We start from the raw sequence: 12,009 nt of genomic DNA on the forward strand, positions 1-12,009 counted from the left end.
ACCTACTTCACAGCTATACAGGATATCTCCACATTGACATCTTTTGGCAGTCTGCTTACTTCGACCGTTTCCCTAGCAGGGGGATTGGTTTTGAAATATTGTCCATAAGCTTCATTGATGGTCCCAAACTGTCCCATGTCCTTGATAAAAATCGTACACTTTACCACATCTGCAAATTCATAACTAGCCGCTCTCAAAACCGCCTCCAGATTTTTCATGACTGCATGTGTTTCTTCTGTGATATTTTCATTGATCAATTCTCCTGTATCTGCATCTAAGGAAATTTGACCGGAGACATACAAAGTATTTCCAGCTTTTACTGCTTGAGAATACGGACCAATCGGTGCAGGTGCTTCTTTTGAAAAGATGATCTCTTTAGACATGATTTTTGATTTTTGTGCAAATTAATTATTTGGCAGCAAAGACACAGGACAAAAGAATTTTTTTACTGTAGTAAAGATATTATGTTTGATCTACTATATGGATTCTAATGAACATCCCAACGATTTGTTGGTTTGTAAAGATGCAGAAATGATCAATTATTAATTCAAAAATGGAAAAACCAATTTATAAATATTCAGAAGAATTTGCCAGAGAGATGGACCAAAAAGATCCCTTGAAGTCGTTTAGGGATAGATTTTTATTCCCGCAAGTCAATGGTAAACAGGCAATCTATTTTTGTGGTAATTCTCTGGGGCTTCAACCCAAGTCTGTACAAACTTATATCCAAAAAGAACTGGACAATTGGGCGAATCTGGCCGTAGATGGTCATTTCCATGGTGAGGACGCCTGGTACCATATCCGGAAAAAATCGAAGCCAGCTTTAGCGGAGATAGTAGGTGCCCACGAGCACGAGGTGGTGGCAATGAATAACCTGAGTTCCAATCTTCATTTTTTAATGGTCTCATTTTACCAACCCACCAAAGAAAGATTCAAAATCATCACCGAGGCAGGTGCTTTTCCTTCGGACATGTACATGCTGGAAACCCAAGTCAAGTTCCATGGCTTGGATCCTGATGAGGCAATCATTGAAATCCATCCAAGACATGGCGAACATACATTAAGGACAGAGGATATTATAAAAACCATTCAGGAAAACAAGGGCCAATTGGCTTTGGTGATGATGGCAGGTCTTCAATATTATACAGGACAGGTCTTTGATATGAAAGCGATTGCAAAAGCAGGACATGAAGCAGGGGCCAAGGTTGGATTTGACCTGGCGCATGCTGCAGGGAATGCACCCCTAAAGCTTCATGACTGGGGGGTGGATTTTGCAACTTGGTGCAGTTATAAATACATGAATTCAGGCCCGGGCAATATATCGGGAGTTTTTGTTCATGAAAGGCATGCCGAAAGACCCGAATTGCCAAGATTTGCAGGTTGGTGGGGACATGATGAAGCGGAGAGATTCAAAATGGAAAAAGGTTTTAAGCCCATGTTTGGTGCTGATGGATGGCAATTGGCCAATTCAAATGTGTTGGCATTGGCGGCGCATCAGGCTTCTTTGGATATTTTTGAAGAAGCAGGGTTTTCAAATCTTAGAGAAAAAAGTATGCTATTGACAGGATATCTCGAGTTTTTGATAGAGGCAATAAGTGGAGAGAGCGGTGTTTTGGAAATAATTACCCCTAAAAATGCCGACGAACGCGGTTGTCAGTTATCTTTGTTGGTTCATAAAGGAGGAAAAGCAGTTTTTGATGCTCTTTATGAAGAGAGTATTGTAGGAGATTGGCGCCATCCAAATGTTATCAGAGTAGCTCCAACTCCCTTGTACAACAGCTACTTGGATGTTTATCAATTTGCCCGCATTCTGGAACAATCCTTACAAAAATTCGCTTAAGTGTAAGGAGTATTATCTCAAACCATGAAAAAAAATGAAATCAGTCTACTTGGTGCCGGTCTTATCGGGTCCTTGTTGAGCATATATTTAAAAAGAAGAGGCTTGGACGTCAACCTTTATGAAAAAAGGGCAGATAACCGAAAAGGAGCCTATTCTGAAGAGGGGAGGTCCATCAATATGGCCCTCAGCGACCGGGGTTGGAGGTCTTTAGAGAAAGCAGGTCTAAAAGAAAAGGTTCTTCCATTGACCATTCCTATGTATGGCAGAAAAATCCATGATGAACATGGCAAAACCACCTTTATCCCATACGGCAAGGACAATCAGGCAATTTATTCTATTTCACGGGGAAAATTCAATCAGCTTTTGGTGGATGAGGCGGAATCGTTGGGTGTTAAATTGAATTTTGAATATAAATGCGAGGAAGTAGACCTTAGGCATAATCACCTTACTTTTTCAACACCGGATGGAAACATTGAAAAATTGGAATCCAAAGTCATTATTGGTTCTGACGGGGCTTATTCTTCGCTGAGAACTGCCATGCTCAAGCAGGTAAGGTTCAATTATAGGCAAGAGTATATATCACATGGATACAAAGAATTGACCATCCCGGCTACGGCTGAGGGTGAGTTTGCGATGGATCCCAACGCACTTCATATTTGGCCAAGAGGTAGTTTTATGTTAATTGCCTTACCCAATCCTGACAAATCATTTACGTGTACTTTATTTCTTCCTTTTGATGGGGAAAGAGTTTGTTTTGAAAATATCAATGATAATAAGGATGTTGAAAGTATTTTCAAAACCTACTTTGATGATGCCTTTGAACTGATGCCTGAACTGACAAAGCAATTTTTTAGTAATCCCACAGCGTCATTGATCAATCTAGAATGTTATCCTTGGATGTTGAATAAAGCATTGCTGATAGGGGATGCATCTCATGCCATGGTTCCGTTTTACGGACAGGGAATGAATTCAGGTTTTGAGGATGTCTTTATTTTGGATGAGCTCATTGGGAAACTAGGTACCAATGCCTGGGAATTAGTATTTGCCAAATTCCAAAAAATCAGAAAGCCCGATACTGATGCCATCTGCCGCCTTGCTATGGAGAATTTTGAAGAAATGAGAGATCAGGTAGCAGATCCGAAGTTTTTGCTCCGAAAAAGGATTGAAGCCAAGCTCCATGCCTTATATCCAAAAGATTGGATTCCACTGTACACCATGGTTACCTTTTCCAGTATTCCGTATTCAGAAGCGTATGCTCAAGGCAAACTACAGGAAATGATCATGGATAGGGTAATGGCTGATCCTTTGATAACCCAAAATTGGGATAAGCTGGATTACGAAGACATCATCAATCAAATGGATAAGGCGAAAGCCGTATAAAGAAAAAGGCTGCTTCTTTAGGAGGCAGCCTTTAAATTTTTCAGACTGATAGAAAAATATCCTGCTATTCAGCTTTCTTGGTCCATTTGATGGTACAGCCAATTGCCTTGGTGGATTCAACTGCAACTTTTCTTCCATTCATAACATCGTCAAGTGCCCTTTCGACATACTTTTCTGTTACACCATTTGGGTCTTGGTAATTGTTATCAATAGCACCAATATACTTGACTATAAAATCATCCCCCTCTTTATGAAGCAAGTAAACGTGTGGAGTTCTTAAACCACCATAGGCTTTTATTACTTCCTGGCTTTGATCATGAACATAGGCAAAAAGAAATTTTTTGGACTTAGACCTTTCCTTCATTTTATTAAAGCTGTCACCTGGACTCACTTTAGCGTCATTTGCATTGATGGCTATGACCGGATAGCCTTTAGGAGCATACTTTTTATGCAGGTCGATCATTCGGTCCTCATAGGCGACTACATAGGGACAAGTATTACAGGAGAAAATTACCATAGCACCCTTGGCATTTTCTGGGAGTGAAACCCAAGAACCATCCACACTTTGCAATTTAAAATCCGTAGCAACATCTCCTATTTTGTATCCCTGATTTTGCGCCACCGTTCCAAAAATCAGACCCATACCCAATACGAAGGTCAAAATAAAACCTATTTGTATTTTTTTCATGGCAAATTACTTTAATTGGTTTATGATTAATTTTAATTCATCTTCAGTCATTTCTCCCTCATGAAATGATTTCGTCCCATCCGATCTAATAAAAAGTGTAGCAGGAATCGCTCCCGACCATGATGGGTCTACTTTATCTATCCACTTATTATAATCCACATCATTCAATAAGTATACAGGAGCTTGTATTCCTTTTTTTTTCATAAAAGAAGTAACCCTCTCGGGTTTTCTACCATCATCCATGGAAATAAAATTTAATTCTATTGAATTATCTTCCTCTTGTGTTTTTTCAAAATAAGGCATTTCCTTCACACAGGGGCCGCACCAAGTTGCCCAAAAATTATAAATCCGTATTTTTTCGGAAGGAGTATTTATCATCTCTTCAAATTCCGGATAACTGATTATCTGAAAAGTGGAATCTGTCATGGACTGATTTAACTCTCCATTGGAATTTGGGTTAATGAAAATTAACAAAAAACTGTAAACCAAGACTTTCATTTAAAATTTCACTTTTTAGGTTAAAATTGAAATATTCCAATTAACATCTAGATAATACCCTTTTGTTTCAGATAGTTAAATTGATCGTATTTATATTTTAGATAAAGTGAAGGAATTATCCTCAAAGATATGTTCATATTTGAGACAATAGATCCACAATAAATAGGTTACGATCTGTGTCGAAAATTGTTATGCCGTTTATCAAAATGTTGAAATACAGGCTGTAAACAATGAAGGTAAAAAACAAGCCTTTTTTATCCACATTTATCCACATTTATCCACACTCGATTAAAAACATTGATCATATGATTGATTATCAGTAGTTTATAATATTATAAAAATAGGTGTTTTTGTGGATATCTAACTGTAAATGAGTTTTTTACAATTATTTGCATCAAGCAAAAGATAGGATAACTTTATTTAGCAGGTCTAGATGCCAGGGAATATTTTCTTGGATTTGTCTAATAATATTTCAAAAAACCCGGTTAAAAAAATTATTTATAGGTCATCATAAATCAACAATGAATCCGATTATAAAGGGCAAGATTTTATTCAAATGAATTCAGGTGATAAAAAAGTATTTTGAATATTACCAAGAAAAATTTATAAATAATAAAGAAATGTATGGAAACACTAGATTTAATCAATTATGAGGTAATTTATCGCCAAAAATTCAATGCAATTACAGGAAACTTCTCAGGTTATTATGTGTCACATTTTTATCAATCCTATATCCAAGGCAATAATGATATCCAATATCAATTCAACTGTATTTGTATAAAATTCAGGTTGAATATTTTCAAAGGTATCTGTTGTTTTATGATAATCCTCATGATCTTCTACCCCAAAATAAATAAAAGGGATCCCTTTATCATGAAAATGTGCATGATCGGAAGCGCGTGTCCAATCATTTCTTCCTGATCCCGGTTCATCATGGCCAAACAGTAATATCGGGTTTCTTCCTTTCGATACCTCTGAAATCAAAGGTTTTAAATAAGGATTATGATAAGTTCCCACAGCATATATCTCATTGTCCTCATTTCTACTGATCATATCCATATTGATATTCAATACAACTTGTTCCATGGAAAAGGGAAAATCATCGACCAAAGCTTTGGCTCCTTGAAGACCCATTTCTTCGGCATCCAAAGCAACAAACATCATGGAATGCAAAGGTCTGTTTTCTGAAAAATAAGCCGCAATAGCCATAACTGCTGCAGTTCCGGAGGCATTGTCATCAGCACCCAAAAAAACATTATCGCCCCTGCGTCCCAAATGGTCATAATGTGCCATGACCACGATCAATTTGTCTGATTCTGACCCAGGAATAAAACCTACAATATTTGCAGCCTTTTCATATTTTTTCCCTTCTCTTTGATTTTGAAAGTCAAAGTATTGGGTAAAATCAGGATATTGTGATGACATTTCAAGTGATTCAAACCTTTCCTTGATAAATGATCGGCTTTTTAAACTCCCCTCAGATAATGGCTTTCTTCCTTCAAGTTCTTCAGAGGACAGGTATTGGATATCTTGTAGTAGTTGCCCCTTATTTATTTTTTGGCCAAATAAGGTAATTGGCACCATTATTAATATTGTAGCAAGAAATTTGATATTATTCTTCATATCGGTTATTAGATTTGACCGTTATTTATATCTGTGAAAGATTCAATTCCCACATTTGTAATGAAAAGAATTTGAAACTAAACTGTGCAGAGAATATTATGACTCCCTTGAATAGCTTGTTTCTAAAAACCAGCTTCATTATGGATAATCATTGGCCGTTGTGTATATTCGTAAAAATACTAAGGATTAATCGCTCGTATCTTAACAATCATGAAATATCTTTCAGCGCTGCTGTTCCTTTTTGCTTTTTTTAATGTCTTATTTGCCCAATCTGCCCTTCCCGATCATTTTCTTGATGGAAAGTCTGTGGTATTGATCTCCAATGCACCACAAGCGAGACCGGCAATTTCCTGGACTGTCTTAGCAGATGAGATCCATCCTGCCTTGGTAGAGGCAGGAGGAGATCCTGTTGCTTACTATGAACTTGAGGATATTGCAATTTCTGAAGATGTGCAGGCCGGATTTGCTGAAATGTTCAATAAAAGATTAATAGCAAATATTGTTATACTTACCAGAAAAGGGGATGGAAGTGTGGAGTTGAATATTGGGCCTTACACCAAAAACAGAAATATCCTTCCCACCTCGGGACTTTGGAATCTATCAGGAAATTCTCTGGATCAACTTCAGGAGTCTTTGGTAATTTTGGGAAAAGAGCAAAGAACAAAAAACCTACTTGTGATCGAAGTTCCCGAATTTCCATCGGGAGCGACTGCTGCAGCCAATGCACCAAAATTTATCAATAAAAACCCGTTGAACTTGGATGTCTTTAAGTTAGGCATTCCTTTATCAGGCTCATCAGGAGAAAGTGGCTTTCTGAATACATTTCGATATGATCTTTTAGGAAAATCAAAGGAATTGATCCTTGCCGAACAGAAAACTGAAAAGGAAGGCTTGGAGAGGTTGTTTTCAGAATTGTATCCCCATCAAATAGAGTTTCTTACAGATCCCAAAACAGACGATGAATTGATCAAAGACCGTATCCAATTTGTCTTGATGCGGATCGAAGCAAGGGAAGCTGATCTCTTACAAAATATGGGATTATCGGTTGAAAATCCTGAACTACAGAACAGGATTGTAGTAAAATATTATATTAGGTTTTTGGTCAGAAACGAATTGTACATTGGACCTGTATGGGATGCTGATCCGGATTGGAGGGTTTCATTGGAGAATTTCCTTAAAAACCTGAAATAAAAAAAGCCCATAAAGGGCTTAAAAAGGTACGTTGGATGATAAACTACTCTCCGCTAGACTAATTATTTGTCTATTGAACCCGTTACTCTTTTCATAAAAGCATTCATTGCCTCTTTTTTATCCATACCTTCTTTGATCATTTGATTGACTTCAAGTGTACCATAGAGGTTTGACAGCAATTCTCCCATCACTTCTAATTCTTCATCTTTCAATGAAGGTATTTCCGTCATATTTTCCAACAACTCTATAGATTCATGAACCCAATCCTCATCATTGGATTCTATGAATTTCAGGACATGCTTAATTATCGGCAATCTCATTGATCAGTAATTTAAGTATTTCCTCTTTATTAGTTTGATTTTGATTTACCAAAACGCCCCCTTTGAATGCTGCGAAAGTAGGTAAATTAGTTACCTGTGCTAATTTCCTTGATTCAGGAAATTTTTCGGCATCAACGTAAACAAACTTAATGTTTTCAAATTCTCCGGAAAGCCTTTTAACTTTTGGTTTCATAATTCTACAGTTTCCACACCAAGTGGCACCGTACTGTACCAAAACCAATTCATTATTACTGACTATCTGTTGTAAAATATCTGACTCTAATTCTTGTAACATTCTCTTTCTATTAAATCTCCCATAAAGGTACGCCTAGATTAATTCAGTAACCAATTGAATAAATCTATCTGCCATTGTGATTAATAAATATCAGGATTCACAAAAGGAATCAAAGCTAAAACTACAGCTTGCTGATAATAGTTTTTTCTATCTAAAATCCCATTGGTAAGGATACCTACGGCACCTTCTCCTTCTTTTGAGTTTTCTTTCTGGAAAAATTTGTCATCTGCTTCTCCTAGTTCCATACCTTTTCGCACGAGTTTGGCCACTTCCTGAGGAAGGAAAAAAACAGAGGTTTTCGCTTTACCAATTTTTCCATCCCTGTCAAGTACAACTGCCCAGGCAAATGCCATCATTTCACCATTAAAATCCGCAACACCACCTTCGACACCAACCCAGAAATCTGCTTCCGGAAATATCATTTTGGAATTTTTGGCCCTGTTCATGGCACCTTTGAAGGTCTGTTCATCTCCAATTGGCTGGGACGCTATATCTGAGGAAACATTTAATCCTTCGACTAAATAAGCCCCCTCAAACATCAGATGGAAAGCTGATTCTGTACAATTGATCTTAACTGGATTTCTGCTGCCAACAATAACTAAATTCTGACGCTCTTGGTCTTTAATATTCTTTCGCTTCGGAAAAATCATGATATTTGGTTAACGATAAATACTGATAAAGATAATTAAATCTTTAGATAGGTTTGATTGGATATAATTATGCTACATTGGTAAAGACCTGATTGACGTCATCATCTTCCTCAAGTCTTTCAATTAATTTATTAATTTCTTCTTCATGTTCTTCGGAAAGTTCCACTGTCGTGGCGGGGAACCACTGAAAATCGGCATTAATGATTTCAATGTGTTTTTCTTCCAGTGCACTCTGCATTTTTCCAAAGTCTTCAAAGGCGGTATAAACAAAAATTTCACCTTCATTTTCTGCAATCTCATCCAAGCCGTAATCTATGAGTTCAAGTTCAAGTTCTTCCATATCCAAGTCAGCTTGGGCAAATCGGAAAACAGCCTTTTTGTCAAACATAAAGCTTACCGAACCTGATGTACCCAAAGATCCGCTGGATTTGGTAAAATAACTCCTGATATTGGCTACTGTTCTATTGATATTATCTGTTGAAGTTTCAATAATGACTGCTACTCCATAAGGACCATAGCCTTCATAAACTATTTCTTCATAGTCTTTTTCGTCTTTGTTGGAGGCTCTTTTGATGGCTGCTTCGATCCGATCTTTTGGCATGGAAGCACCTTTGGCATTTTGAATAATGGTTCTCAGTCTTGAATTATTTGACGGGTCAGGACCACCGGCCTTGACGGCCATGACTATTTCTTTGCCCAGTCTCGTAAAGACTTTTGACATTTGGCTCCAACGCTTAAATTTTCTTTCTTTTCGGAATTCAAATGCTCTTCCCATTGCTATTCATTTTTAAAGGTGGGTAAAATTAATAAATCTTTTCAAATGGCCTAAAATGAACTCTTTTCAAACCAAACAATTCTACCACAAAAGCCCGGGATTTGCGAAAAATTGATAGATTTACAATAGTTTTAATTTAAATAAATTTTTAGAATGACAGTTTCTGAAATCCAATCTATACCTAACATTCCAAATCCAAACTATAAAAGAATTGTAATTGTCGGGGCAGGCTTTGCTGGTCTAAAATTGGCACAAAAACTTGCGCATTCTGATTTTCAGGTGGTTGTTTTGGATAAAAACAATTATCACATGTTTCAGCCCTTGCTGTATCAGGTAGCCACCGCAGCATTATCCCCAAGTGCAGTTTCTTTTCCTTTGAGAAGACTTTTTCACAAAACCGATAATATTGTGTTCAGGATGGCTGTAGTAAAAGAAGTGGATAAGAAAAACAAGCAGCTGTACACCAATTTGGGTTCACTTTCGTATGATTACCTTGTTTTATCCCAAGGAGCAAACACCAACTATTTTGGGAATGCGAATATTCAAAAATTCTGTGCTCCAATGAAATCCACCTCCGAAGCACTTTATATTAGAAATAAAATTATTTCCAATTATGAGAGGGCTGTAAACCTTTCAAATGAAGAGGACAGAAAACCAATCATGAATGTGGTTATAGTCGGGGGAGGGGCTACTGGAGTAGAACTTGCCGGGTCTATAGCAGAACTCAGAAACAAAGTCCTACCAAGAGATTACCCTCAGCTTAGCTTCAAGAATATGAGGGTAATTTTGATTGAGGCCGGAGGCTCATTATTAGGGGGATTGTTGCCCAAATCGAGGGAAAAGGCGCTGGAATATCTTCGAAATCTTGGAGTTGAAGTCATGCTCAATACCATGGTGGAAGATTATGATGGGCTAACGGTTAAATTAAAAGATAAAGAATCCATAAACACCTTAACATTGTTATGGGCGGCAGGAATTAAGGCCAATTCTCTGATAGGTGTTGAGAAAGAACAAAGAGCACCAAATGGAAGACTTTTGGTGGATGAGTTCAATCGGTTAGTTCAAGAAAAAGATATTTTCGTTTTAGGTGACCAATGTTTGCAAACTGAGGAAAAATTTCCAAATGGTCATCCCCAAGTAGCCCAAGTAGCCATTCAACAGGCAGCTAATCTTGCAAAGAATTTCAAAGCAGAATTAAACAACAAGGATTGGAAACCTTTTAGGTACAAAGACCTCGGTTCTATGGCCACTGTAGGTAAATCAATGGCGGTCGTAGATTTACCCTTTGTCAGTTTTCATGGGTTTTTCGCTTGGTTTGTTTGGTTATTTGTACACCTAATGGCTATTTTGGGTGTAAAAAACAAACTTATGGTTTTCCTGACTTGGTCTTGGAAGTACCTGTCCTTTGATCCCAGTCTTAGGCTTTTGATCCGACCTAGATATGTCAAAGAATTCAAAAGACAGTGGATGTTGGAAGAAAAAGACTATGAGGACTGAAATTAAACTTTTCCCACTCGATTGATGATCTGAGCCAAATAGCCATTTGGAAGATTATGCTCTTTGCCTCCTAGAATGATGGTCTGCCAATAATCTTCCTTTGGAAATATCCCTATTTCAGTTTTGGTAGACAAGAAGGTGTAAGCCTCAATCTTGCCATTTTTAATAAATATTTCTTTTTTAACAAAATCATATCCTGGTTCAGAGGTCAGGAAATGATCAAAATTTTCCGAGCTGATTTCATAAATCACACCATATACTGATTCATTTTGACTAGGTACGATGTTGGCCCTTGCTGAACCATCATCATTCAAATGATTGAATCTAAATCCAAAATGCGGCAGTACGCCTACTGCGGTTTTCTCAGCTTTAAATTTAAGTCGACTATCCAAAGTTGCTTGATGCAGATTACTGGCATAGCCGAAATAGTAAAATTTTTCCATAGCCATATTTAAACATAATTGGTTAAAGTCGCCATCATTATTTTAAGATTCATTAACATTTTATTCATGACCCTTGCTTAAACCTTCGATAAAAGACTCTGTCTAATCAACAATAACTCAGCAAGGAGAAGATGAATACCCGGGAAAATTCACAAATCGATCTGCTGAATTATAAGATTAATTTAAAACAGAAAAAGATAAAACCATGAAAAAGCTAATATTAATTGCCACAATTTTCTCTTTGACATTTGCCAATGCATCTGCACAAAGGGGCCAACAAAGAGAGGCTTCCACTCCCGAACAAAGGGCTGAAAAAGCCACGGACCGAATGTCAGAAGAATTGGAACTGACTGAAACACAAAAAGAGCAGGTTTACCAGATCAACTTGGAAAACGCCCAAAAAAGGCAGGTTGAAATGGAAGCTATGAGGGCTGAACGAGAAGCCAAACGAACTGAAATGCAAGAATCGAGAAAAGCTCAAAATGAGCAAATCGAATCAATCCTGACACCTGAACAAAAAACCAAATGGTCGGAATTGAAAGAATCCAATGGAGAAAAAGGGCAACAAATGCATAAAAGAGAAAATCAGAGAAGGGGCACTAAGAATGGAAAAGGCGGATTCAGAGGAGGAAGAGGAACCGGTGCATCAGCAAATAAATAGAATTTCATAGACGAAGGTTGGTTAATTTTGAAAACAAAAGAGCAGGTCATTGACCTGCTCTTTTTTGCTGAAGCTTTTCCTAAAATCAGGGAACAACTTCTCAATAAACTAAACTTACTACGCTTACTTTTTATCTTAGGTTTATTTA

The 12,009-nt window shown here is 37.4% G+C and carries 14 protein-coding genes; 5 read left to right on the forward strand and 9 right to left on the reverse strand.

Annotated features, from left to right (window positions below; translation table 11 throughout):
* Positions 1-2: 2 nt before the first annotated feature.
* Positions 3-383: a RidA family protein gene (locus HMJ38_RS15975; protein WP_194975423.1), complete on the reverse strand. Its 381-nt coding sequence runs from the start codon at positions 381-383 to the stop codon at positions 3-5.
* Between the two features lie 170 nt (positions 384-553).
* Between HMJ38_RS15975 and kynU the strand changes: the two genes are divergently transcribed.
* On the forward strand, positions 554-1,840 hold the full coding sequence (gene kynU, locus HMJ38_RS15980; RefSeq protein ID WP_194975424.1) for a kynureninase: 1,287 nt from the start codon (positions 554-556) through the stop codon (positions 1,838-1,840).
* A gap of 24 nt (positions 1,841-1,864) precedes the next feature.
* The gene (locus tag HMJ38_RS15985; RefSeq protein ID WP_194975425.1) at positions 1,865-3,220 is read left to right on the forward strand and encodes an FAD-dependent oxidoreductase; all 1,356 of its coding nucleotides are present in this window, start codon (positions 1,865-1,867) and stop codon (positions 3,218-3,220) included.
* Between the two features lie 64 nt (positions 3,221-3,284).
* On the opposite strand, the gene HMJ38_RS15990 is transcribed toward HMJ38_RS15985, so the two are convergent.
* The 3 genes from HMJ38_RS15990 to HMJ38_RS16000 form a co-directional block, all read right to left on the reverse strand.
* Entirely contained in the window at positions 3,285-3,908 is a 624-nt protein-coding gene (locus tag HMJ38_RS15990) for a thioredoxin family protein (RefSeq protein ID WP_194975426.1), read from the reverse strand.
* A 6-nt stretch (positions 3,909-3,914) separates the two neighbouring features.
* Positions 3,915-4,406, reverse strand: a complete 492-nt coding sequence (locus HMJ38_RS15995) for a TlpA family protein disulfide reductase (RefSeq protein WP_194975427.1) — start codon at positions 4,404-4,406, stop codon at positions 3,915-3,917.
* Between the two features lie 711 nt (positions 4,407-5,117).
* Positions 5,118-6,029, reverse strand: coding sequence for a M28 family peptidase (locus HMJ38_RS16000; RefSeq protein WP_194975428.1), 912 nt, complete (start codon positions 6,027-6,029; stop codon positions 5,118-5,120).
* Between the two features lie 210 nt (positions 6,030-6,239).
* Between HMJ38_RS16000 and HMJ38_RS16005 the strand changes: the two genes are divergently transcribed.
* On the forward strand, positions 6,240-7,220 hold the full coding sequence (locus HMJ38_RS16005) for an NTPase (RefSeq protein ID WP_194975429.1): 981 nt from the start codon (positions 6,240-6,242) through the stop codon (positions 7,218-7,220).
* Between the two features lie 62 nt (positions 7,221-7,282).
* Here HMJ38_RS16005 and HMJ38_RS16010 read toward each other — a convergent pair whose 3' ends face one another.
* From HMJ38_RS16010 to HMJ38_RS16025, 4 genes are all read right to left on the reverse strand, one after another.
* Complete coding sequence (locus HMJ38_RS16010; protein WP_194975430.1) at positions 7,283-7,540, reverse strand: DUF6952 family protein; 258 nt, start codon at positions 7,538-7,540, stop codon at positions 7,283-7,285.
* The gene (locus HMJ38_RS16015) at positions 7,521-7,835 is read right to left on the reverse strand and encodes a thioredoxin family protein (protein WP_194975431.1); all 315 of its coding nucleotides are present in this window, start codon (positions 7,833-7,835) and stop codon (positions 7,521-7,523) included. The genes HMJ38_RS16010 and HMJ38_RS16015 overlap by 20 nt, the downstream gene beginning before the upstream one ends.
* Positions 7,836-7,915: 80 nt before the next feature.
* Positions 7,916-8,485: an inosine/xanthosine triphosphatase gene (yjjX, locus tag HMJ38_RS16020; RefSeq protein WP_194975432.1), complete on the reverse strand. Its 570-nt coding sequence runs from the start codon at positions 8,483-8,485 to the stop codon at positions 7,916-7,918.
* Between the two features lie 67 nt (positions 8,486-8,552).
* On the reverse strand, positions 8,553-9,260 hold the full coding sequence (locus tag HMJ38_RS16025; protein WP_194975433.1) for a YebC/PmpR family DNA-binding transcriptional regulator: 708 nt from the start codon (positions 9,258-9,260) through the stop codon (positions 8,553-8,555).
* A 153-nt stretch (positions 9,261-9,413) separates the two neighbouring features.
* Here HMJ38_RS16025 and HMJ38_RS16030 point away from each other — a divergent pair, with 153 nt between their 5' ends.
* Positions 9,414-10,757, forward strand: a complete 1,344-nt coding sequence (locus tag HMJ38_RS16030; RefSeq protein ID WP_194975434.1) for an NAD(P)/FAD-dependent oxidoreductase — start codon at positions 9,414-9,416, stop codon at positions 10,755-10,757.
* Positions 10,758-10,759: 2 nt separating this feature from the next.
* Here the strand turns inward: HMJ38_RS16030 and HMJ38_RS16035 are convergent, their stop codons facing one another.
* Entirely contained in the window at positions 10,760-11,200 is a 441-nt protein-coding gene (locus HMJ38_RS16035) for a gamma-glutamylcyclotransferase family protein (RefSeq protein WP_194975435.1), read from the reverse strand.
* Positions 11,201-11,405: 205 nt separating this feature from the next.
* On the opposite strand from HMJ38_RS16035, the gene HMJ38_RS16040 reads away from it, so the two are divergent.
* On the forward strand, positions 11,406-11,861 hold the full coding sequence (locus HMJ38_RS16040) for a Spy/CpxP family protein refolding chaperone (protein WP_194975436.1): 456 nt from the start codon (positions 11,406-11,408) through the stop codon (positions 11,859-11,861).
* Positions 11,862-12,009: the final 148 nt, after the last annotated feature.

This window comes from Aquiflexum lacus (assembly GCF_015476655.1).
Classification (GTDB): Bacteria; Bacteroidota; Bacteroidia; order Cytophagales; family Cyclobacteriaceae; genus Aquiflexum; species Aquiflexum lacus.

Coding starts and splice junctions, on each gene's coding strand:
- HMJ38_RS16025 (WP_194975433.1), bottom strand. CDS start 9,260: ATGGGAAGAGCATTTGAATTCCGAAAAGAAAGAAAATTTAAGCGTTGG.
- HMJ38_RS16000 (WP_194975428.1), bottom strand. CDS start 6,029: ATGAAGAATAATATCAAATTTCTTGCTACAATATTAATAATGGTGCCA.
- HMJ38_RS16040 (WP_194975436.1), top strand. CDS start 11,406: ATGAAAAAGCTAATATTAATTGCCACAATTTTCTCTTTGACATTTGCC.
- kynU (WP_194975424.1), top strand. CDS start 554: ATGGAAAAACCAATTTATAAATATTCAGAAGAATTTGCCAGAGAGATG.
- HMJ38_RS15985 (WP_194975425.1), top strand. CDS start 1,865: ATGAAAAAAAATGAAATCAGTCTACTTGGTGCCGGTCTTATCGGGTCC.
- HMJ38_RS16010 (WP_194975430.1), bottom strand. CDS start 7,540: ATGAGATTGCCGATAATTAAGCATGTCCTGAAATTCATAGAATCCAAT.
- yjjX (WP_194975432.1), bottom strand. CDS start 8,485: ATGATTTTTCCGAAGCGAAAGAATATTAAAGACCAAGAGCGTCAGAAT.
- HMJ38_RS16035 (WP_194975435.1), bottom strand. CDS start 11,200: ATGGAAAAATTTTACTATTTCGGCTATGCCAGTAATCTGCATCAAGCA.
- HMJ38_RS15990 (WP_194975426.1), bottom strand. CDS start 3,908: ATGAAAAAAATACAAATAGGTTTTATTTTGACCTTCGTATTGGGTATG.
- HMJ38_RS15995 (WP_194975427.1), bottom strand. CDS start 4,406: ATGAAAGTCTTGGTTTACAGTTTTTTGTTAATTTTCATTAACCCAAAT.
- HMJ38_RS16030 (WP_194975434.1), top strand. CDS start 9,414: ATGACAGTTTCTGAAATCCAATCTATACCTAACATTCCAAATCCAAAC.
- HMJ38_RS16005 (WP_194975429.1), top strand. CDS start 6,240: ATGAAATATCTTTCAGCGCTGCTGTTCCTTTTTGCTTTTTTTAATGTC.
- HMJ38_RS16015 (WP_194975431.1), bottom strand. CDS start 7,835: ATGTTACAAGAATTAGAGTCAGATATTTTACAACAGATAGTCAGTAAT.
- HMJ38_RS15975 (WP_194975423.1), bottom strand. CDS start 383: ATGTCTAAAGAGATCATCTTTTCAAAAGAAGCACCTGCACCGATTGGT.